The 22,353-nt window shown below is 29.3% G+C and carries 25 protein-coding genes; 18 read left to right on the top strand and 7 right to left on the bottom strand.

The features are described from left to right. Window positions 1-4 precede the first annotated feature (4 nt). From gyrB to L8X27_RS03565, 11 genes are all read left to right on the top strand, one after another. Window positions 5-2,323, top strand: coding sequence for a DNA topoisomerase (ATP-hydrolyzing) subunit B (gyrB, locus tag L8X27_RS03615; protein ID WP_263671557.1), 2,319 nt, complete (start codon window positions 5-7; stop codon window positions 2,321-2,323). Between the two features lie 275 nt (window positions 2,324-2,598). Then, the gene (locus L8X27_RS03610) at window positions 2,599-2,796 is read left to right on the top strand and encodes a hypothetical protein (protein ID WP_133319083.1); all 198 of its coding nucleotides are present in this window, start codon (window positions 2,599-2,601) and stop codon (window positions 2,794-2,796) included. 48 nt (window positions 2,797-2,844) lie between these two features. Beyond that, window positions 2,845-3,516, top strand: a complete 672-nt coding sequence (gene ureB, locus L8X27_RS03605; protein ID WP_133319084.1) for an urease subunit beta — start codon at window positions 2,845-2,847, stop codon at window positions 3,514-3,516. Continuing rightward, window positions 3,513-5,210 (top strand): urease subunit alpha, encoded by a 1,698-nt coding sequence (gene ureC / locus L8X27_RS03600; RefSeq protein ID WP_133319085.1) that lies wholly within the window; start codon window positions 3,513-3,515, stop codon window positions 5,208-5,210. The genes ureB and ureC overlap by 4 nt, the downstream gene beginning before the upstream one ends. Next, window positions 5,210-5,677, top strand: a complete 468-nt coding sequence (locus L8X27_RS03595; RefSeq protein WP_263671556.1) for a hypothetical protein — start codon at window positions 5,210-5,212, stop codon at window positions 5,675-5,677. Before ureC ends, L8X27_RS03595 begins: the two co-directional genes overlap by 1 nt. A gap of 2 nt (window positions 5,678-5,679) precedes the next feature. Then, complete coding sequence (locus L8X27_RS03590) at window positions 5,680-6,348, top strand: urease accessory protein UreF (RefSeq protein WP_263671555.1); 669 nt, start codon at window positions 5,680-5,682, stop codon at window positions 6,346-6,348. Window positions 6,349-6,358: 10 nt separating this feature from the next. Continuing rightward, window positions 6,359-6,958 (top strand): urease accessory protein UreG, encoded by a 600-nt coding sequence (gene ureG, locus L8X27_RS03585; RefSeq protein ID WP_039617044.1) that lies wholly within the window; start codon window positions 6,359-6,361, stop codon window positions 6,956-6,958. Window position 6,959: 1 nt separating this feature from the next. After that, the gene (locus tag L8X27_RS03580) at window positions 6,960-7,712 is read left to right on the top strand and encodes an urease accessory protein UreD (RefSeq protein WP_263661395.1); all 753 of its coding nucleotides are present in this window, start codon (window positions 6,960-6,962) and stop codon (window positions 7,710-7,712) included. A 46-nt stretch (window positions 7,713-7,758) separates the two neighbouring features. Further along, a complete protein-coding gene (gene queF, locus L8X27_RS03575; protein WP_263671554.1) occupies window positions 7,759-8,145 on the top strand; it encodes a preQ(1) synthase in 387 nt (128 codons plus the stop codon). A 52-nt stretch (window positions 8,146-8,197) separates the two neighbouring features. Further along, window positions 8,198-8,845, top strand: a complete 648-nt coding sequence (locus tag L8X27_RS03570) for a porin family protein (protein ID WP_263671553.1) — start codon at window positions 8,198-8,200, stop codon at window positions 8,843-8,845. Between the two features lie 9 nt (window positions 8,846-8,854). Beyond that, window positions 8,855-9,064 carry an alkylphosphonate utilization protein gene (locus tag L8X27_RS03565; protein WP_263671552.1) on the top strand — a complete coding sequence of 70 codons (210 nt, stop codon included), beginning with the start codon at window positions 8,855-8,857 and terminating at the stop codon, window positions 9,062-9,064. 14 nt (window positions 9,065-9,078) lie between these two features. Here the strand turns inward: L8X27_RS03565 and thyX are convergent, their stop codons facing one another. Continuing rightward, on the bottom strand, window positions 9,079-9,711 hold the full coding sequence (gene thyX / locus L8X27_RS03560; protein ID WP_039617054.1) for an FAD-dependent thymidylate synthase: 633 nt from the start codon (window positions 9,709-9,711) through the stop codon (window positions 9,079-9,081). Window positions 9,712-9,811: 100 nt separating this feature from the next. On the opposite strand from thyX, the gene L8X27_RS03555 reads away from it, so the two are divergent. The 3 genes from L8X27_RS03555 to L8X27_RS03545 all read left to right on the top strand — a co-directional run bounded on the left by L8X27_RS03555 (window position 9,812) and on the right by L8X27_RS03545 (window position 13,657). After that, window positions 9,812-11,449, top strand: coding sequence for a CTP synthase (locus L8X27_RS03555; RefSeq protein WP_263671551.1), 1,638 nt, complete (start codon window positions 9,812-9,814; stop codon window positions 11,447-11,449). Beyond that, complete coding sequence (recJ, locus tag L8X27_RS03550) at window positions 11,439-13,010, top strand: single-stranded-DNA-specific exonuclease RecJ (RefSeq protein ID WP_263659219.1); 1,572 nt, start codon at window positions 11,439-11,441, stop codon at window positions 13,008-13,010. The genes L8X27_RS03555 and recJ overlap by 11 nt, the downstream gene beginning before the upstream one ends. A gap of 68 nt (window positions 13,011-13,078) precedes the next feature. Next, window positions 13,079-13,657: a lytic transglycosylase domain-containing protein gene (locus L8X27_RS03545; RefSeq protein WP_133319092.1), complete on the top strand. Its 579-nt coding sequence runs from the start codon at window positions 13,079-13,081 to the stop codon at window positions 13,655-13,657. Window positions 13,658-13,665: 8 nt separating this feature from the next. Here L8X27_RS03545 and prfA read toward each other — a convergent pair whose 3' ends face one another. The 5 genes from prfA to rsmA form a co-directional block, all read right to left on the bottom strand. Further along, window positions 13,666-14,733 (bottom strand): peptide chain release factor 1, encoded by a 1,068-nt coding sequence (gene prfA, locus L8X27_RS03540; RefSeq protein ID WP_133319093.1) that lies wholly within the window; start codon window positions 14,731-14,733, stop codon window positions 13,666-13,668. A 3-nt stretch (window positions 14,734-14,736) separates the two neighbouring features. Continuing rightward, window positions 14,737-15,000, bottom strand: a complete 264-nt coding sequence (gene rpsT / locus L8X27_RS03535; RefSeq protein WP_039617063.1) for a 30S ribosomal protein S20 — start codon at window positions 14,998-15,000, stop codon at window positions 14,737-14,739. An 89-nt stretch (window positions 15,001-15,089) separates the two neighbouring features. After that, on the bottom strand, window positions 15,090-15,851 hold the full coding sequence (locus L8X27_RS03530) for a pseudouridine synthase (RefSeq protein ID WP_133319094.1): 762 nt from the start codon (window positions 15,849-15,851) through the stop codon (window positions 15,090-15,092). A 9-nt stretch (window positions 15,852-15,860) separates the two neighbouring features. Beyond that, window positions 15,861-17,819, bottom strand: coding sequence for a ribonuclease J (locus L8X27_RS03525; RefSeq protein WP_263665305.1), 1,959 nt, complete (start codon window positions 17,817-17,819; stop codon window positions 15,861-15,863). After that, window positions 17,785-18,606: a 16S rRNA (adenine(1518)-N(6)/adenine(1519)-N(6))-dimethyltransferase RsmA gene (rsmA, locus tag L8X27_RS03520; protein ID WP_263671549.1), complete on the bottom strand. Its 822-nt coding sequence runs from the start codon at window positions 18,604-18,606 to the stop codon at window positions 17,785-17,787. Before rsmA ends, L8X27_RS03525 begins: the two co-directional genes overlap by 35 nt. Before the next feature lie 90 nt (window positions 18,607-18,696). Here rsmA and L8X27_RS03515 point away from each other — a divergent pair, with 90 nt between their 5' ends. Genes L8X27_RS03515 through L8X27_RS03500 form a run of 4 tightly spaced genes read left to right on the top strand, consistent with a single transcriptional unit; the run spans window position 18,697 to window position 21,425 of the window. Beyond that, window positions 18,697-19,230, top strand: a complete 534-nt coding sequence (locus tag L8X27_RS03515; protein WP_263671548.1) for a purine-nucleoside phosphorylase — start codon at window positions 18,697-18,699, stop codon at window positions 19,228-19,230. An 8-nt stretch (window positions 19,231-19,238) separates the two neighbouring features. Next, a complete protein-coding gene (rlmN, locus tag L8X27_RS03510) occupies window positions 19,239-20,309 on the top strand; it encodes a 23S rRNA (adenine(2503)-C(2))-methyltransferase RlmN (protein WP_263671547.1) in 1,071 nt (356 codons plus the stop codon). Further along, on the top strand, window positions 20,306-20,416 hold the full coding sequence (locus tag L8X27_RS03505; protein ID WP_263671546.1) for a hypothetical protein: 111 nt from the start codon (window positions 20,306-20,308) through the stop codon (window positions 20,414-20,416). Before rlmN ends, L8X27_RS03505 begins: the two co-directional genes overlap by 4 nt. Then, window positions 20,406-21,425, top strand: a complete 1,020-nt coding sequence (locus L8X27_RS03500; RefSeq protein ID WP_263671545.1) for a radical SAM protein — start codon at window positions 20,406-20,408, stop codon at window positions 21,423-21,425. The genes L8X27_RS03505 and L8X27_RS03500 overlap by 11 nt, the downstream gene beginning before the upstream one ends. Here L8X27_RS03500 and L8X27_RS03495 read toward each other — a convergent pair. Continuing rightward, window positions 21,422-22,324: an RluA family pseudouridine synthase gene (locus L8X27_RS03495; RefSeq protein ID WP_263671544.1), complete on the bottom strand. Its 903-nt coding sequence runs from the start codon at window positions 22,322-22,324 to the stop codon at window positions 21,422-21,424. The genes L8X27_RS03500 and L8X27_RS03495 overlap by 4 nt on opposite strands. Between the last annotated feature and the right edge of the window lie 29 nt (window positions 22,325-22,353).

Raw genomic sequence — 22,353 nt, 5'->3', positions numbered from 1 at the left:
ATAAATGCAAGAAAATCAAAATTATGGCGCAGGAAATATTAAAGTTTTAAAAGGCTTAGAAGCTGTTAGAAAACGCCCTGGTATGTACATAGGTGATACCAACATAGGCGGTCTTCATCATATGATTTATGAAGTAGTGGATAATTCTATTGATGAAGCTATGGCAGGTTTTTGTGATACGATTAATGTAGAAATTACTACAGAAGGCTCTTGTATAGTAAGTGATAATGGTAGAGGAATTCCTGTGGGAATTCACCCTACTGAAAATATCCCTACTTTAACTGTAGTTTTAACCGTGCTTCATGCAGGTGGAAAATTTGATAAAGATACTTATAAAGTTTCAGGTGGTTTACACGGGGTTGGTGTAAGCGTTGTAAATGCTTTATCAAGAAAATTAGTTGCTACAGTGCATAGAGATGGAGAAATTTATCGCCAAGAATTTTCAGAAGGTAAAGTTACAAGTAATTTTGAAACCATAGGTAAAAGTAAAAAAACAGGAACAATCATAGAATTTTGGCCAGATGATCAAATTTTTGAAGTGACTGATTTTGATTATGAAATTTTAGCTAAAAGATTTCGTGAACTTGCATATTTAAATCCAAAAATTACTATAAATTTTAAAGATAATCGTGTAGGAAAAGCAGAAAGCTTTCATTTTGAAGGTGGTATAAGTCAATTTGTTACAGATTTAAATAAAAAACAAGCTCTAACTAAGGCAATATTTTTCAATGTAGATGAAGAAGATGTAAATGTTGAAGTAGCATTGCTTTATAATGATAGTTATAGTGAAAATTTACTTTCTTTTGTTAATAATATAAAAACTCCAGATGGTGGAACGCACGAAGCAGGTTTTAGAATGGGTTTAACTCGTGTTATTAGCAATTACATTGAAGCAAATGCTAGTGCTAGAGAGAAAGACTCTAAAATCACAGGTGATGATGTAAGAGAAGGTTTAATAGCAGTTGTAAGTGTTAAAGTACCTGAGCCACAATTTGAAGGACAAACTAAAGGAAAATTAGGTTCAAGCTATGTTAGACCTATAGTTTCTAAGGCTTCTTTTGAATATTTGACAAAATATTTTGAAGAAAATCCTATCGAAGCAAAAGCTATCATGAATAAAGCTTTAATGGCAGCTCGTGGTAGAGAAGCAGCTAAAAAAGCTAGAGAATTAACCCGTAAAAAAGAAAGTTCAAGTGTAGGGACTTTACCAGGAAAATTAGCTGATTGTCAAAGTAAAGATCCAAGTGAAAGCGAAATTTATTTAGTTGAGGGTGATAGTGCAGGAGGTTCTGCAAAACAAGGTAGAGAAAGAACTTTCCAAGCGATTTTACCTTTAAGAGGTAAAATACTCAATGTTGAAAAAGCAAGACTAGATAAAATTTTAAAAAGTGAACAAATTCAAAATATGATCACAGCTTTTGGTTGTGGGATCGGTGATGAGTTTGATATAGAAAAACTAAGATATCATAAAATCATCATTATGACAGATGCTGATGTAGATGGTTCTCACATACAAACTTTGCTTTTGACATTTTTCTTCCGTTTTATGAATGATCTTGTAACAAATGGACATATTTATTTAGCTCAACCACCTTTATATCGTTATAAAAAAGGTCAGAAAAAAGAAATTTATCTAAAAGATGAAAAAGCTTTAAATGATTATTTGATCGAAACAGGTATAGAAAGTTCTACTTATGAGGGCATAGGATTAAATGATTTAAAAGATTTTCTAAAAATCGTTGCAGCTTATAGAAGTGTTTTAAAAGAATTAGAAAAAAGATTTAATGTAATTTCAGTGATTAGGTATTTGATAGAAAATCCTGATTTGATAAAAGCTTCTAATGAAGAATTATTTAAAGTCATAAAAGAATTTTTAGAAAAACAAAATCACAATATCTTAAATTCATATATCAATGAAAATGAAATTCGTGTTTATGTGCAAACTGAAAATGGTTTAGAAGAGCTTATCATCAATGATGATTTGTTTGCTAATCCTTTATATGAAGAGGCAAATTATATTTATCAAAAAATTAAAGATAGAGATTTAAAATTTGATAAAGATATTTTAGAAATTTTAGATGAAGTTGAAAAAAATGCTAAAAAAGGTGCTTATATACAACGCTATAAAGGTCTTGGTGAGATGAATCCTGAACAACTTTGGGAAACAACTATGGATCCAAGTAATCGTCGTTTGTTAAAGATCACCATAGAAGATGCTCAAAGAGCAAATGATACTTTCAACCTTTTCATGGGTGATGATGTAGAACCACGCCGTGAGTATATACAAGCTCATGCTAAAGATGTTAAACATTTGGATGTTTAATTTTTAAATGATTTTTTTAACTGGAGGGCAAGGTCATAGTGGAAAGACCTTGCTTGCTCAAAGACTTCTTGAAAAATTGTCCTTTTAGAGTAGATGAGGATGAAAAAATAACTGATTTTTTGTTTCCTATTGTAGATGGTATGATTTAAATTTGTATAGAAAATAAACAAAATTTAATCATTGAAGGATTTTATCTTACTCCAAAAAAGTTACAAAAATTTCAAAATCATTCTGATATTAAAATACTTTATATCGTTTTTTCAAAAGAATATATTTTGCAAAATTATGAATTAATCTATCAAAATGAAAATGTTATAGAAAAGCGTTTATTTAGTGAAAAAGAAGAAATAAACACTCTTATTTTAAATCATCAAAAATTTAAAGCTCAATGTGAAAATTTAAATCTTCCTTTTATAGAAATTCAAAAAGACTATAAAATAGAATTAAAAAATGTAATAGAATTTTTTGCTTAAAAGCAAGCAAATAGTTATATAATATCTAAAAAATTTATAAGGATTAAAATGCATTTTACTCAGCAGCAATTGCAACGATTAATGCTTCATTATGCAGGGAAAATCGCTAAAGATAGAAAAGAGCAAAAAATAAAATTAAATTATAATGAAGCTTTAGCTTATATATGTTATGAATTAATGGAACTTGCAAGAAAAAATTTAAGTGTGAGTGAATTGATGAGTATAGGGAAAACTTTACTTACAAGTGAAGATGTGATTGATGGTGTTGCAAGTATGCTTGAAGAAATTCAAATAGAACTTCCTTTTGAAGATGGCACAAAATTAGTTACTATACATGAGCCTATAGCAAATGATGATAAAATAAAAGCTGGAGAGATATTTTTATCATCAGAATTTATTGTGCTTAATGAAAATAAAACTTCTATAGAAATTAAAGTAAGCAATAAAGGTGATCGTCCTATACAAGTTGGTTCGCATTTTCATTTCTTTGAAGTTAATCGCTTTTTGTCTTTTGACAGAGAAAAAGCTTATGGTAAAAGGTTAAATATCGCTTCAGGAACAAGTGTGAGATTTGAACCAGGTGAAGAAAAAACAGTAAGTTTAATAGAATTTGGTGGTTTAAAAAAGGTTTTAGGTTTTAATAATCTTTGTGATGATTTTATCAATGATGAAAATAAAACTAAAGCTTTATCAAAAGCAAAAGAGAAAGGATTTCTTTGATTAAGATTAGCAAAAAAGACTATGTGAATATGTATGGTCCAACAACTAATGATAGAGTAAGATTAGCAGATACAGATTTGATTTTAAGAGTAGAAAAAGATTATACTTTATATGGCGAAGAAGTTAAATTTGGTGGTGGTAAAAATATTAGAGATGGTATGGCTCAAAGTGTAAGTGAGGGAGAATTTCCGGATTTAGTTTTAACTAATGCTTTGATTGTTGATTATACCGGTATTTATAAAGCAGATATTGGGATAAAAAATGGCTATATAGTAGGTATAGGAAAAGCAGGCAATCCTGATATACAAGATGGAGTTGATCCTAGCTTAGTTATAGGCACAAGTACAGATATTATCGGTGCAGAAGGTTTAATAGTAACTGCAGGTGGTATTGATACTCATATACATTTTATCTCCCCAACTCAAATTGAATGTGCCTTATATAGTGGTGTTACTACTATGATAGGAGGTGGCATAGGACCAAGTGAGGGAACAAATGCTACAACTTGCACAAGTGGGGCTTATCATATACATTCTATGTTAAAAGCTACGCAAAATTACCCTATGAATTTTGGCTTTTTAGGTAAAGGAAATTCAAGTAATAAAAATGCTTTAAAAGAGCAAATCATAGCCGGTGCATGCGGCTTAAAAATTCATGAAGATTGGGGTGCTACTTCTAGTGTGATTGATGCTAGTTTAAATATAGCTGATGAAATGGATATACAAGTAGCTATCCATACAGATACTTTAAATGAAGCAGGTTTTGTAGAAGATACGATTAAAGCTATTAATGGTAGAGTTATCCATACTTTTCATACTGAAGGTGCAGGTGGTGGCCATGCTCCTGATATTATTAAAATGGCAGGTTTTGAAAATGTTTTACCTGCAAGTACTAATCCTACTATGCCTTTTACTAAAAATACCATTGATGAACATTTAGATATGCTTATGGTTTGTCATCATTTAGATAATAAAATCAAAGAAGATGTTGAATTTGCAGATAGTAGAATTCGTCCTGAAACTATAGCAGCAGAAGATAAACTTCATGATATGGGTGTTTTTAGCATTATGAGTAGTGATTCTCAAGCTATGGGACGCGTAGGTGAGGTGATTTTAAGAACATGGCAAAGTGCTGATAAATGTAAAAAAGAATTTGGTGCTTTGAAAGAAGATAATGATTTAGATGATAATTTCCGTATTAAACGCTATATAGCAAAATATACTATAAATCCTGCTATTGCACATGGGATTGATAGTTATGTTGGTTCTATTGAAGTAGGAAAATTTGCTGATTTAGTACTTTGGCAACCTAAATTTTTTGGAGTAAAACCAAAGCTTATTTTAAAAGGTGGCTTGATAGTAGGTGCAAAAATAGGCGATGCTAATGCTTCTATCCCAACACCTGAGCCTATTATCTATGAAAAAATGTTTGGTGCAAATTTAAATGAAAATGCTTTACATTTTGTTTCTAAAGCTTCTTTAGAAGCTAATATGCCTGAAAAATTAAGCTTAAAAAGAAAATGTGTTGCAGTAAAAAATTGTAGAAATATCACTAAAAAAGACTTAAAATTTAATGATAAAGTTCAAGATATAGAAGTAAATCCACAAACTTATGAAGTAAAAATAAATGGTGAGCTTATTAGCTCTAAGAGCGTTGATTCTTTAGCTTTAGCTAGAAAATATTTTATGATTTAATGATTTTACTTCAAAATAAAATAACGCATTATGATTTAAACAAAGAATGCGATTTTTTAGAGCTTAGTTGGTTTGATACTTTTAAAAAGATATTAAGAACAACGACTTTAAAAGGACTAGATGTCGCTATAAAAATGCCTAATAATAAAGGTTTAAATCATAATGATTGTTTATATGATGAGGATTTTTTGATTTTAGTGAAAATCAAACCTGAAAAGGTTTTAAAAATTCACATAGAAAATGAATACAACCTTGCTTTAATAAGTTATCAAGTGGGCAATATGCATTTAAATTTATTTTATAAAGATCATAAACTCATTACTTTAGAGCAAAACTCTATCATAAAGTTTTTAGAAAAATTTAATATAAAATACGAAAAATGTGAAGAAATTTTAGAGCCAAAATATATGCTTGATATGCCAAGTTTTATCCAAGTTGATCCAAATTTTAAACTTATTAAAGAATAAAGATGAATAAATTAAATTTTTTACTTTTACAAATTAGTGATTCTTCTTTTCCTATAGGAGCTTTTTCACATTCTTTTGGTTTAGAATCTTATGTGAATTTTGCTTATATAAAAAATATAGAAGATACAAAAAAAGTTTTAAAAACTCAGCTTTATTCTAATATTTTATATTTTGAGCTTTTAGCTTTGAAAATAGCTTATGAAAACGCAAATGATGTAAAAAATTTACTAGTCTTTCAAAGAAAATTTTTATCAAGTATAGTTGCAAAAGAACAAAGTCAAGCTTATGTTTTTCTAGCTAAACGCTTTGTAAAAAATGTCAGTCTTTATGGATTATCAAATCCTTTATTAAATCAATACATTAAAGAAAATCAAACTCCTATTTATCCTTTTGTGTATGCTTTATTTTGTAAAGATAATGAGCTTGATTTTATGTATGAAAGTTTTTTATTTGCTTTAATGAGTAATTTTGTTAATATTCTTGTAAAAATCGTGCCTTTATCGCAAAATGAAGGACAGATTTTACTTTTTCAATTACAGCAAGATTTTCAAAAGGTTCTTTCTAAATTACAAAATTTAACTTTAAAAGATTGGTGTGAAAATCACAATATCTTAAATGATTATTTGGGTATAAAACACCAAAATTTAGCATTTAAAATTTATATTTCTTAAAAGGGTTATAATGGTTAAAATAGGCATAGGTGGTCCTGTAGGTAGTGGTAAAACAGCTTTAGTATTAAATTTATGTCAAGCTTTAAAAGATGAGCTTTCTTTGGCTGTAATTACGAATGATATTTATACAAATGAAGATGCAAATTTTTTAATCAAACAAGGCGTTCTTGAAAAAGAAAGAATCATTGGAGTGCAAACTGGAGGTTGTCCTCATACAGCCATTAGAGAAGATGCTTCTTGTAATCTTGAAGCTGTTGAACTTTTACAAGAGCGTTTTAGTGATTTAGATCTTATTTTTATAGAAAGTGGTGGAGATAATTTATCAATGACTTTTTCACCTGAACTTGTGGATTTTTTTATCTTTGTTATAGATGTTGCTCAAGGAGAAAAAATTCCACGCAAAGGTGGTCCTGCTATTTGTAGATCTGATTTAATGATTATCAATAAAATAGACTTAGCTCCTTATGTAAATGCTTCTTTAAAAATCATGCAAGAAGATACTTTAAAAATGCGTGGAGATAGACCTTTTATCATGAGTAATCTTCAAACTAAAGAAGGTTTAGAAGAAATCATTACTTGGATTAAAAAATACACACTTTTAAAGGATTGATTTGTTTGCTCAAAAGAGTGTTTTTAAACTTACATTAGATACTATCAATGAAAAAACTATCATAAAAAATTCTTTTTTCACTCCTCCTTTTAAACTTATGAGGAATTTTTATGATAAAAAATTAACTAGTATATATGTTTTAAATTCTAGTGCTGGAATTTTTAAAGAGGATCATTTAAGTTTTGAAATCATATGTAAGAAAAGTACAAACACCGCTATACTCACACAAAGTTATGAAAAGGTATATGATACTAAAGATTCTTTTGCGAGTAAAAATATTGATTTTACTCTTGAAGAAAATGCAAGCTTTTTTTATATGCCAAAGCCACTTTTGCTTCAAGAAAATGCAAATTTTATACAAAATACAAAGATTAATCTAGCTTCTTTTTCAAGATTAGTTTATGTTGATTTTGTCATTTTTGGTAGAGTGGCTATGGATGAAAAATTTGTTTTTAAAAATTATGAGAGTTTAACTCAAATTTATAGAAATGATACTTTAATTTTAAATGATAAAATTAAAATCAATCCTTCTTATATGAAAGAAAATGATTTAAATTTTTTTGCAAATCATACGCATTATTTGAGTATTTATCTTTTTGGATATGATGAGTTTTATGAAGAATTAAAAGCTTCATTTGACGATATAAATCAACTTTTTTATGAGGGTTTGTGTATAAAAATTCTTAGTAATGAAAGTGAAAAATTACTTTCACTTCAAGATAAGCTTTTTAAATTTTGTCAAAATAAAATATAAAATATTGTGGTATTATAAAGTTTTAAAAACAAACTAAGGATTATAAATGCGATATGGTGAAAAAGAAATCAAAGATTTTAGTGTAGAAAATATGGAAGTTTGGCCAAATGATGCCAAAAATGATTATGTGATTAAAATCACTTTACCTGAATTTATGTGTTGTTGTCCGCGTAGTGGGTATCCTGATTTTGCTACAATTTACTTAGAATACATTCCAAATAAATTAGTAGTAGAACTTAAAGCAATCAAACTTTATATTAATACCTTTATGTATAGAAATGTTTCACATGAAGCAAGTATTAATGAAATTTATAATACTTTAAAAGAAAAACTTGATCCAAAATGGATAAAAGTAGTAGGTGATTTTAACCCTCGTGGTAATGTTCATACCGTAATTGAGTGTAGATCTGATTTAGTGGTACCACAAAATTAAGTTTTTATTAAAAATAAAAGGATATATTAAGTCTTATTTTAAGGAGGAAAATATGAAATTAAAATTATTTAGTTTAGTTACAAGTGTTGCTTTGGTTTCAAATTTAGCTTTAGCTGATGAAAATTCAGGAATATTATTAGGTATTGATGCAGGATGGTTCCATACTAAGGTAAAATCTGATCTTGATCATAGAAAAACACAAAACATTAAATATAATGGTGATTTAGAAGGTAATGTTCCTGTTTTTGGTTTAAGAGTTGGTTATCGTTTTAGTGAAAATCATAGAATTTATGGTGCTTATAATTATTCAAGCGAATTTAGTGATGTAATCAATACTACAAAGTTTAAAATTGATGGAGAATTTACTACACATAAGTTTTTACTTGGTTATGATTTTACTCCAAAAATCTTTGAAAAAACAAGAGCAGTTTTAGGGGTATATGGTGGTTATGCAAGAACAGATCTTACTTTAAAAACAAGTATATTATCATTATCTCAAGATTTTGATGGTTATACTTATGGGGCAAAAATAGGTGCTTTATATGAGTTAAATCAAGTAAATGAAATTGAGTTTGGTTTTAAAGCTGAGCAAACTCATTATAATACAAGAAATTTTTATCAAAATATGGTAGGTTCAAACTTTTACGATCCTAAACAAACAAATTATGGTTTATATCTAGGATATACTTATAAATTCTAAGGAGAATATATGCCAAAAGATGCAAATGGAACTGAGCTTAATGCAGGTGATAGTGTAAGTGTTGTGAAAGATTTAAAGGTAAAAGGTACAAGCACTACTTTAAAGCGTGGCACGACTATAAAAAATATTAAACTTACAAGCAAAGACACTGAAATTGAAGCTAAAGTAGATAAATTTGGTGTGATTGTTTTGAAAACTGAATTTCTTAAAAAAATATAAGTAAAAATTCCCAATCAATCTTGGGAATTTTCTTCTTGATAAACACAATGTTTAAAAATAAATTGATGTTCCTCAGGCAAGTTTTCAAATAAAGCATTTGCGAGTTGTCTTATCTCCCAAAGGGCTGATTTTGAGCTTCTTAGAGTAATAAAATTTTGCAAACTTCTTGCATTAATTGTTAAAGTTAATTCTGTTTTATAACTTTCTGGTAAGCAGTATTTTGCTATATCTAAACTAATGCTATTTTGCAAAATCAAACGCAGATTTTCTAAAGCTTTGATACTTGCATTATCTACTACTTCATTTCCGGTTAATACTAAGTATCTTTTAGCATTTTCAAAGTCATTTTCTTTAAATTCGCTTTCATTTCTTAGTTCTTTTAAAGTATATCTTGTGCTTTTTACACTAGGACTAGTGTGGCGGTGTCTTGCAACTTCTTGTAAGCATGCTCTTGAAATACCTTGTATATAAAAAGTATAGTTTAAATGCTCTAAGGTTGAAGCATGTTTGAATTTATTTCCCACTCGATCGATTAATTCTTTGTCTTTCTCACCACCACAATCACCTTTGTCAAAACTTTGCCAACATGTTCTTGTTGCATGAGAGCATACAGAAAGTGGAGTATGATTTAATAATGTGATTTTCATCGAAAATTTCCTTCAAAAATAATTGAATTTTACACAAATGTTTATAAAAATAAAATTTTTTATTCGTTATAATTTTAAAAAAAGAAATTAAGGTTATTTTATGAAATTAAAACAAACTAAATATATTTTTGTAACCGGTGGTGTTTTAAGCTCATTAGGAAAAGGTATAGCAGCAGCATCTATTGCTACTATTTTAAAAAATTCAGGTTTAAAAGTAAGTATTTTAAAAGCAGATCCTTATATTAATGTAGATCCTGGCACGATGAGTCCTTTAGAGCATGGGGAAGTGTTTGTAACTGAAGATGGAGCTGAGACAGATTTAGACTTAGGACATTATGAGAGATTTTTAAATGAGAATTTAACTCAAGATAATAACTTTACCACAGGAAGAGTTTATCAAAGTGTTATAGAAAAAGAAAGAAGAGGAGATTACTTAGGAAAAACTATACAAGTAATCCCTCATATAGTTGATGAGATAAAAGATCGTATTAAAAAGGCTGGAATTGATAAAGATATTTTAATTGTTGAAATAGGTGGCACGGTAGGAGATATAGAAGGCTTACCATTTTTAGAAGCTATTAGAGCTTTAAAACTTGAAGTGGGTAAATACAATGCTATTAATATTCACTTGACTTTAGTGCCATTTATCAAAGCAGCAGGAGAACTTAAAACAAAACCAACTCAACATAGTGTGGGGGAATTACGCCGTATAGGTATAAGCCCTGATATGATCATTTGCAGAAGTGAAAAATCTTTAGATAGAGAGTTAAAAGACAAAATCGCAATTTCATGCGGAGTTGAAAAAAACTGCGTTATAGAAAGTGTGGATGCAGCTAGTATTTATCAAATTCCACTAAATTTTTTAAAACAAGATATTTTAAATTCTATTGCAAGTTTATTAGATCTTCAAAATTTAAAGCCAAGTATGAACGAATGGGATTCTTTAGTAAAAAGAGTCATCGCTCCAAGTAATGAACTTAGCATCGCTTTTGTAGGAAAATATGTAGATTTAAAAGAAAGCTATAAAAGCTTAACAGAGGCCATTATCCATGCAGGTGCAGCACTTGATGCAAGAGTAAATTTAAAATGGATCGATAGTGAAAAATTAGAAAATGCAAATGTCGAAGAAAGCTTTAAAGATGTAAATGGGATTTTAGTAGCAGGTGGTTTTGGTTACCGTGGAGTAGAAGGAAAAATCAAAGCCATACAATATGCAAGAGAAAATAAAATTCCATTTTTAGGAATTTGTTTGGGTATGCAGCTTTCTTTAGTGGAATTTGCACGCAATGTTTTAAAACTAGAAGATGCAAATTCTCATGAATTCAATCCAAATTGTAAAAATCCTATCATCTTTTTGATTGATGAATTTATTGACGCAAGTGGAGAAAAGCAAATTAGAACAAGTAAAACTCCACTTGGTGGAACTATGCGTCTTGGAGCTTATGAGTGTCATATCAAGCCAAATACACTTTTAAGTAAGGTTTATGATAATCAAAAAAGCGTAAAAGAACGCCACCGCCACCGCTATGAAGCTAATCCAAAATATAAAGAAATGTTTGAAAAAAATGGGCTTATTATAAGCGGGGAAAATGAAGGTTTAGTTGAGGCTGTAGAGCTTAAAGATCATCCATTTTTCTTAGCAGTGCAGTTTCACCCTGAATTTACTTCACGCTTAGTTAGGGTTAATCCGGCTATTTTTTCTTTTATCAAGGCATCTTTAACAAATCATGCTAAATAAAGCCAAAATAAAAGAAATTTTACACCAGCGTTTTATCAATGATACACATGTAAAGCTTTGTGATTTACCTATGCCATCTTGTTTAAAAGATGTCTATAAGGGTGCTTTACGTATTAAAGAAGCGATTGAAAAAAATCAAAAGCTTGCTATTGTTGGAGATTATGATGTAGATGGGGTGATTTCTTGTGTGATTTTATCTGAATTTTTTGATGATATCGGATATGACTATGTGGTAAAAATTCCAAATCGTTTTAAAGATGGATATGGTCTAAATGAAGAAATCATCAATGAACTTAATGGGGTAGATTTAATCATCACTGTAGATAATGGTATAGCTGCTTTTGATGCAGCAGAGCTTTGTTTACAAAAAGGAATTGATTTAATCATTACCGATCATCATATGCCTCCAGCTACTTTACCAAAAGCTTATGCGATCATTAATCCTAAACAACAAGATTGTGAATTTCCTGATATTGAAATTTGTGGTGCTCAAGTGGCTTGGTATTTAGTTGCTGCTATAAAAGAAGTATGTAAAATTAATTATAATATGTGTAAATTTATAGAGCTTTTATCTATCGCAATTATCGCAGATATGATGGAGCTTAGAGATTTAAATAGAGCCTTAGTTAGAAAAGGCATAGAATGTATTAATGATTCAAAACGAGTTGCATTTAAAGCTATCAAGCAGTATTTTGGTAAGGATAAATTTGAGCTTGATAATATTAGTTTTTTAATTGCACCTTTGATTAATAGTGCAGGTAGAATGGATGATGCGATTATTTCTTATAAATTTTTGCATTCTAAAAATATTAATGAGGTTATGGGTTATTTAGAACAAATTATTACTTATAATAATAGCCGTAAAGATGAAGAGCGCGAGCTTTTTAAACAATGTTTAGAACAAGTTGATGAAAATGATCCTGTGATTATTGTCAATGGCCAAAATTGGCATGAGGGTGTTTTGGGTATAGTTGCAAGTCGTTTAGCAAAGCATTTTAACAAGCCTGCCTTTGTTTTTTCAGAATGTGAGCAAAAGGCTAAAGCTAGCGTTAGAAGCGTGGGTAGGATAGATATTTTAAATGTTATAGAACAAGCTAAAGAATTTGTTTTAAGCTATGGTGGACATAAAGGTGCAGCTGGAGTTTTAGTCGAGCTTGAAAAATTTGGTATTTTTAAAAATAAGCTTTATGAAATTTGTCAAAATATCCCTAAAGATGATTTTTACAATACTGATGAGGTTTTAGGTAGTATTGATCCAAATGAAGTTGATTTTGAACTTTTAGAGATATTGGAATTTTTTGAACCTTTTGGGCATAAAAACCCAAGACCATATTTTAAATTTGATAAGCTTTTTGTAAAAAACAAAAAAAGACTTGGTAAAGATGAAAATCATATAAAACTTATTTTAACACAAGGAAATAAGACTTTAGAAGCTTTATTTTTTAATTTTGACTATGAGCCAGAAATTGGTGAAAATATTGATTTTATAGCTAGTATTTCTAAAAATAATTTTAGAGGATTAATCACCCCTCAACTTACTATAAAAGAAATTCTTAGATAATTTATTAACTTATTTGCATAATTTTTATTTATAAATTTGCTATAGCATAAGTACTATAAAGGAGTAAAATGTTAAAAAGGATTTTATTATTAGCAATATTTTTTAATTTTACTTTTGCTTTTGATACAAAAATTTTTATAGGTGATATTTATATACCTGAAAATTTTTATAAATATGATAAAGATTTTAAAATCGCGGCTAGAAAGTATAACATACCCATGGCATTACTTAAAGCCATAGCTTTGACAGAGAATGCAGCTTATGAACATAATATCATTGGTAGAAATAAAAATCAAACAAGAGATTATGGTTTAATGCAAATTAATAGCATTCATTTAAAGCGTTATGGTGTTAGCGAAAAAGAGATTGTAAAAGTTAGTGCAAATATAGACATAGCAGCAAGATTACTTTATGAAATTATACAACGATACGGGTTTAATTGGAATGCTATTGGAAGATATCATTCAGCAAATGATAAATATAAAAATATTTGGCTTGATAAAGTAATGAAAAATTTAGTTGCTATAGTTTTAAAAGATAGTAAAGATCTTTTTGTAATGGAAAAATTTAGAGCTTTTAAATTAGTTTCGCTTTTGATAAATGTTGATAAAGAACAATATAGAATTTTATTAGCAAGCAATAATTAAAACAAGAATTATAAATTTTCTTGTTTTAAAGCCTCTGCTTGATAATAAGCGATTAATGGCTCAATGATTTCATCAAAAAGTCCACCTTCTAAAATCGCATCAAGTCTATATAAAGTAAGATTTATTCTATGATCACTAATTCTATTTTGAGGGAAATTATAAGTGCGTATGCGTTCGCTTCTATCGCCACTTCCAACTTGTGATTTTCTTGCTTGACTTTCTTTAGCTAAGCGTTCTTGTTCTTGCATTTCAAAAAGTCTTGCCTTTAAGACTTTCATGGCACTTTCTTTGTTTTTATGTTGGCTTTTACCATCTTGATTTACTACAACTATACCTGTTGGAATGTGAGTGATTCTTACAGCACTATCTGTGGTATTTACGCTTTGACCACCATGACCGCTACTACGCATTACATCGATTTTTAAATCATTTGGATTGATTTGAATTTCAACATCATCAACTTCAGGCATAATAGCCACTGTAATAGCTGAAGTATGAACTCTACCTTGAGATTCTGTTTCAGGTACTCTTTGAACTCTATGTGTGCCACCTTCGTATTTTAGCCTTGAATAAGCTCCATTTCCTTTGATAAGAATGATGATTTCTTTAAATCCACCTACGCTACCTTCACTTGAGCTGACTATTTCGTATTTATAATCACGATTTTCAGCATAGCGTATATAAGCTTTTACTAAATCCCCAACAAATAAAGAAGCTTCATCGCCACCTGTACCTGCACGAATTTCTAAAAAGATATTCTTATCATCGTTTGGATCTTTAGGTAATAAGAGAATTTTTAATTTTTCTTCAAGTTGTGGCTTTAAAACTTCGAGATTTTTAAGTTCTTCTTTTGCAAGTTCACCTAGTTCAGGATCAGATAAAAGAAGTTTATTTTCTTCTATATCATCTAAGGTTTTGAGATATTCTTTTGCTTTTTCTACTATGGGTTCTAAATTTTTTTGCTCTTTAGATAGAGCTGTCATTTTAGAAATATCATTAGAGATATTAACATCACTAAGAAGAGTATTTAACTCATCAAAGCGTGCTAAAAAAGGTTTGAGTTTATCAGCTAACATTAATTATGCTAATTTGTTTACCAATAATGCTAATCTGCTAACACGGCGTGATGCAGTTTGTTTTTTCAAAAATCCGCGACTTACCATAGCGTGAATGCTTTTATTAGCTACTTTTAATGCATTTTGTGCAGCTTCTTTATCGTTATTTGCCGCTGCTTCACGAACCGCTTTTGTAATGTTTTTTAATCTTGTTCTATAAAATCTATTTCTTTCAGTTCTTTTGATAGTTTGTCTTGCTCTTTTTTCAGCAGATTTATGGTTTGCCATAATTTTCCTTTTTTATATAAATTAAATTGCTAATTATACAAAATTAAAATTAAATTTTAATTAATTTAAGTATTTTTAAAGTATTAATTTTAATACCTAATATCATTTATTTTTAAAAAATCGCGCAGTTTTTCATACTCGCCATTTTCCAAATAACGATATTTACCAGCTTTTAACATACCAAGATCTAATGCTCCAAATGCCACTCTTTTAAGATCCATCACTTCTAAATCAAAATGTCCAAAAAAGCGTCTTAGCTCCCTATTTTTACCTTCATTAATGATTACTTTTAGTTTGGTATAGCCTCCGCTTGAACCAAAAATTTCAAAGCCTAAAAATGGAGCAAAACTCATTGAGGTTATTTTAGTTTTGGCGTGAGCCCCTTTTTTTTCATTTTGAATTTCTAAGCCATTTTGCATAGCTTCGATGACATTTTTATCTATATTACCTTTTACTTTTAAGTAATATTCTCTTTCTAAATCACTATGCATAAGTGCATCTGCTATTACAGGTGAATCAGTTAGTAAAAGTAATCCCTCACTTGCAAAGTCAAGCCTTCCTACGCTAAGCCAAGTGCTAAACTGTTTTGGTAAAGTATGATAGATGGTTTTTCTACCTCTATCATCTTTTTTGCTAACTATTTCGCCTTTTTGCTTGTGATAAATGATGACTGAAAATTGTGTTTTTTTATGGAGTTTTTTACCATTGATAAAAACTTTATCTTCAGTATTTACACTATCACTGAGCAAGGCTGTTTTTTTATTGATTTTTACTAAGCCTTGCTTGATTAGCTCATCAGCCTCACGGCGAGAATATTTGCTATTGTGTGAGATGAATTTATTAATTCTCATAATTTTACTTTACATCACAAAAATAGTTGGTACTATGGTTGGATATTTTTTGATTTTTCTAAAAATATGCTTTCTTAGTACTTGTCTAATTTGAGCTTCTAAAACTTTTGGATTATCTAAAATTTCATCTTTTACATTTGGGAAAAATTGACTTAAAACATCACTCATTTCTTTTGAGAATGCTCCATCTTGTTTATCAGCTACCAAGCCATAACTAAATACTCTTGGTTTATTAATTAGTGTTTTACTTGCTTTATCAAGCTGGGCGATAATGACAACTATACCGCTATCTGCGAGTTTTTGTCTATCAATTACCACATCATCTGCGATTTGTTTGTTGATTTGATTATCTACAAAGACTTTTCCTGTTTTAACTGTTTTTACACGTTTGATGTATTTTTGACAAAGCTCTACTTGATCCCCATCACTCATTAAGTAGATGTTTCTTTCAGGTATACCACATTTTAGAGCAGTTTCTTTGTGTTTATTGATATGATTATACTCTCCATGCACTGGTAAGAAAAATTTAGGTTTTACTAAAGTTAGCATGAGTTTTTGTTCTTCTATACTAGCATGTCCGCTTACATGAATTTCACTAAATTCTTGATAAGCTACTTTAGCTCCTGCTTTTAAAAGAAAATCAAGCACAGCAGAAACATTTGCTTCATTACCTGGTATTGCTTTAGCTGAAATGATAACTTGATCGCTAGGTTTGATTTTGATAAATTTATGCTCATCAGTTGCCATTCTATATAAAGCACTCATGGTCTCGCCTTGACTTCCTGTAGTGACAATTAGTACTTCGTTGTCTTTGTATTTGCTTACTTCATCAGCGTCAATGAAAATTTTCCTATCAAGTTTGATATAGCCAAGTTCCATAGTAGTATAGAGATTTCTTTCCATAGAACGCCCTATAACACACACTTTTCTGCCGTATTTTAAACCATAACTAATAGCTTGATATACGCGGTGGATATTAGAGCTAAAGGTGCTCATGATTACCCTGCCTTTAGTTTTGGCAAAAATTTGATCAAAAGTAGGTCCTACGGAGCTTTCACTTTTTGTATAACCTTCTTTATATGAGTTTGTACTATCACTTAAAAGACAAAGTACGCCTTCTTCGCCATATTGAGCTAAACGACTTAAATCCGTTGGATAGCCATCAATTGGTGTTTGATCTATTTTAAAATCGCCAGTGTGTATGATGGTTCCTGCTTTAGTTTTAATAGCCAAAGCACAAGCATCGATGATAGAGTGGGTTATGTGAATCCATTCTAAATTAAATTCACCTATTTCATAAATTTGTCTTTTTGTTATAGGTCTAAACCATTTACGCTCAGCCTTTAAACCATGCTCTTCAAATTTATTTGAAATCATACCTAGTGCTAAAGGTGTTGCGTAGATAGGAAATTGAAATTCTTTGAAAAAATACGGCACAGCACCAATGTGATCTTCATGAGCATGAGTGATGATGATAGCACGAATTTTGTTTTTAATCTTTCTTACATAGTCAAAATCAGGTATGATAATATCTACTCCATGCATAGTTCCATCTGGAAAACTCATACCTATATCAATGATAATTGCATCATTGTTAGTTTCAAAAACAGTGATATTTCCACCGATTTCCCCAAGCCCGCCCAAAGGTGTAATACGAATTTTATGTTCGCTTGAGTTGTTGTGTTTTAAAGGGTGAAGTCTTAGCTCGTGCATGATTTTATTAGCTTCTATACTTTTGGCAAGTTCTATTTGCCATTCTTCATTACCGCTTAATTTAGATGGTAAATTTCTATTTTTTTTCTTTTTCTTTTTTTCTTCGCTAGCTTCAGTTTGAGTATTTTCTACTTTTGTTTCATTTTTAATTTCGCTATTTTGCTCTTGATTTTGTGAATCTTTTTTTCTTTTGTTTCTAAATTTATTAAATCTTTTAGTTTTATTTTGTTCTTGAGTTTTGTTTTCTTCGCTCATAGTCATCCTTTAAATAGTCATAAATTTTAAGGTATGAATCAACGCTAATTTCATGAGCTCTTGAGGTAGAAGAGATGTCTAGTGCTTCAAATGCTTTTAGAATTTTTTCTTTTTTATTTTTAAAATTAGATAAGAGTTGTTTTCTAGGATTTTGAAAACAAGCTCTAAGAAATTCTTTAAAAGCTTCTATATTTTCACATTTTTGCTGATAATGAGTAGTTTTTATTAACTTCATTACAGCTGAAGTAACTTTTGGTGGAGGATTAAAGCTTTGTGGCTGTATATCAAAAAGCATTTGTCTTTGGCATATTAATGCACAAAGCACCCCTAAGGCCGAAAAATTACTTTCTTTTTCATTTGCACAAAATTTCTGTGCCACTTCTTTTTGCACCATTACTATAAGCCCAAGGCAATTTTGATCTTCTAGGGCTTTTAAAATCAAATTTGTAGCAATATAATATGGTAAATTTGCTACTAAAAAGTACTCTTTATCACTTAAACTTCCTTGATCAAAAGCATCACTTGCATTTTGATGAATAAGCTCAAAATTTCCACCTTCAATCTCATTTTGAAATTTTTTATTTAAAATAGGAATCAAATCTTTATCAATCTCATAAGCTCTAATATGAGCTTGTGGAATTTTCAAAAGTTCTTGCGTTAAATCACCTAAGCCAGGCCCAATCTCAACTATATTTTTAGTATCTTTGGGTATGGCTTGGATGATTTTATCTACCACGCTTTTATCATATAAAAAATTTTGCCCAAAATATTTTTTTGCTTTTATCATAAATTTATTTTATCTAAAAAATATTAATTATAGCATTATTTTAAGCGCTAATTAGATAAAATTTGAATTATTTTTTATAAAGGTTAATTTTTGAAAAATCTTATAGTGTGTGCAGGAGGAAATGAGGATTTTAAATTTGCACAAAGTATAGGTGTAGGCTTAGTTAATTCTGCTTTTTCTCTAGGTAAAATTTTAAGTCAAGTAAAAACAGATAGAGTGATTTTTATAGGTACATGTGGAATTTACCAAGAAGGAAAAATTTTAGACATTTATGAAAGTTCTAATGCTGCAAATTTAGAATACGCAGATTTATTTGATAGTTTTTATACACCTATAGCAAATGAGATTAGATTAAATGTTTCACATGAAACTATGATTAATTCTTCAAATTATATTTGTAAAGATGAAAATATTGCCCAAGAATTTTTTAAAAAAGGCGTACATATAGAAAATATGGAAGCATACGCTGTGCTTTCTTGTGCAAAAATGCAAGGAATAGAAGGAATTTGTTATTTATGTGCTACAAATTTTTGTAATGAATTTGCACATGAAGATTTTTTTAAAAATCATCAAGAAGCAAAAGAATTATTAAAAGATTTTTTATTAGATAAGAAACTTATATAGGAAAAAAATTGAGTGAATTAAAAAATATATTAGATTTTACTAAAGAAGAATTAGAAAATTTAGTCCAGCCAAAATTTAGAGCAAAGCAAATTTTTGAATGGGTATATAAAAAATATGCAGACGATTTTTTACAAATGTCATCTTTACCAAAAGACTTTAGGGTGTTTTTGCAAGAAAATTTTCATTTTTCACCTTTAAAATGTGTGAAAGATGAAAAAAGCAAGGATGGGAGTATTAAATATCTTTTTGAGCTTTTAGATGGTAAAAAAATAGAAGCTGTTTTGCTACCTATGAAAGAAGAGCTTGTAGATGAAAATGGAAAAATCATCAAACATGCAAGATATACTATTTGTGTTTCCTCTCAAGTGGGGTGTAAAAGTGGGTGCAGTTTTTGTCTGACTGCTAAAGGCGGTTTGAAAAGAAATTTGACTGCAGGAGAAATAGTAGGACAAATTTTATGGATTAAAAAACATAATAACATACCTTATGAAAGAAGGGTTAATATAGTCTATATGGGTATGGGAGAGCCTTTGGATAATCTTAAAAATGTTTCTAAGGTAGTTAAAATTTTAGCTGATAATGATGCTTTAGCGATAAGCCCTAGAAGACAAACTATAAGTACAAGTGGTTTAGCAAAGCAAATTAAAGAGCTTGGAGAAATGAATTTAGGTGTGCTTTTGGCTATTTCGCTCCATGCTGTAAATGATGAGCTTAGAAGTGAATTAATGCCTATTAATAAAGCTTATAATATAGCAAGCATTATGGAAGCGGTGAGAAATTTTCCTATAGATCAGCGTAAAAGAGTAATGTTTGAATACCTTTTAATCGATGGTATAAATGATAAAATAGAACATGCAAAAGAACTAGTCAAGCTCTTAAATGGTATAAAAGCCAAAGTGAATTTAATACTTTTTAATCCACACGAAGGAAGTTTATATAAAAGACCAAGTGTTGAAAATGCGGTTAAATTTCAAGATTATTTAAGTGCCAAAGGTGTTACTTGTACGATAAGAGAAAGTAAAGGACTTGATATTTCAGCTGCATGCGGACAGCTTAAAGAAAGGCAGAGTAAACAATGACTTTTTTAGATATAGCACAGCTTATTTTTATAAGCATAGTAGTGATCATAGGACTTGGTGGAATTATTTATGTATTAAAGAATGAAGGGAAAAACAATGGTAGATAAAAAACAATTATTAGAAAACCAATTATTTCAAAATAGATATATAAAACCAAATATTTCTTGGTATTTTTCGTATTTAAATGGCAAAAGAGGAATTGCTAGAATTTTTAAAGTTCCTTATGCTGCTTTGATGAAAAAATTTTATTTGAAAAAATACTTCGAAAAGAGGGTTTTAGAAGGTAAGGTGGATATTCCTTATTTAGAATTAGTTTTAACTACAAGATGTACTTTGCGTTGTGAATCATGTAATAATTTAATGCAGTATTTTTCACCATCAAATCAATATACTTGTACTTTAGAGGGCATTATAGAATCATTAGAGCTACTTTTATCTAAGGTAGATTCTATCGCAAGGGTTAGAATCATAGGTGGAGAGCCTTTGTTATTTAAAGATTTACCACAATTGATTGATTATTTAGATACTCAAAAGAAAATACTAACTTTTTCTTTAGTTACTAATGCAACTATTGATTTTAAAGATGAATTGATGAAAAAGTTAAAAAAATCTAATAAGGTTAGAAAAATTACGATTTCAGATTACAAAAGATCACCAAATTTAAAAATTCCACTAAAGCAAGAAAGCATTTTAAGAAAATTAAAAGAAAATAAAATTCCATTTTCTATGGACTCTAGTGGTGAAAATTCTACTTGGAGTGATCCTGAAAAAATTTATAAACGTAGTAGAAGTAAAGAAGATATAATCAAAAACTATCGTAATTGTCAAATGCCATGTGTAAGTTTGATGACATCTGAGGGTTTAGAAAATAAACAATTAGCACCCAAAGGAGCTGTTTTTGTTTGCCCTATATCAAGTTCTTTATCACGTTTAAAAGGACTTGAAGAATTTAATGGCGATTTTTTAAATTTAGAGGATTCTAAAGAAAGATTTTTTGAATTTTATTCTCAAGATTTTTATAAATCTTGTGATTATTGTAGGGATTATGGTAAGCCAGCTAAGCAAATTGCAGTTGCAATCCAAACTGATAAAGTTTTAAAATTAGAAAAAGATTAAGATAAATTTTTCAAAAATTCATCTTTTATATCTTTTTGAGATTGTATCAAAAATTTTTGATTTTTATATGTAAATTCTAAGCTAAAAGAGTGTAAAAGCAGTCTTTTAGCACCTGTAATTTGAGCTCTTTTTATATTACTCATTTTTCCATCAAGTATTTGCTCTATTTGTGTTTTTTCTAAACCATATAAAGGTTCACCTAAAATTTTATGTTTCACATGAAACAAATGTAGTCTTATTTGGTGTTGTCTGCCTGTTAGAGGTTTAGCTAAAACTAAACTGACATCTAAATTTTCAAAATATTCTAAAGTATAAAATTGCGTTAAAGCTTCTTTACCATTTTCACAAATATGCATTCTAGTTTTTACTGCATCGTAGTCTTTAGCTAAATCCATGCTTTTATCTACTATAAATTCTTTTTTAGTTTTTCCTTTTACTAGAACAAGATAGCTTTTTTGCACTAATCTTTTTTCAAACATGGTTTTTAACTCAATTTGTGCATTTTTATGTTTAGCTATGAGCAAAAGCCCGCTTGTTTCTTTATCTAATCTATGAGCCACGCAAGCTTTTTCACCCCATAAATGCCAAATTTCATCACAAAGACTATAAGTACAATTGCGTCCATTAGGATGAGTTAGCACCCCGCTTGGTTTTTCTACTACAGCAAAATCTTCATTTTCATAAATTATTTCTAATCCTTTGGGATTATTTTCATATATGATTAATTCTACTAGACCATCTAAAAATTTGTTTTTTTCTTCTACCAAATTTCCATCACAAAATAGTCTTTTTTTATCAATGAGTTTTTGTGCTTCACGCATAGAAATTTTTAACTCATCCATAAGTAGTCTAAATGCCTTTTTTCCATTATTTGCTAGTTTCTTTTTTATATATGCCATTTAATAACTTTCTTAGGTAATTTATAATA

It is taken from the genome of Campylobacter sp. CNRCH_2015_1657, assembly GCF_025772685.1.
GTDB classification, from domain to species: Bacteria; Campylobacterota; Campylobacteria; order Campylobacterales; family Campylobacteraceae; genus Campylobacter_D; species Campylobacter_D lari_D.
Note: the sequence above shows the minus strand (reverse complement) of the source record. Positions and strands in the feature narration are given on the sequence as shown.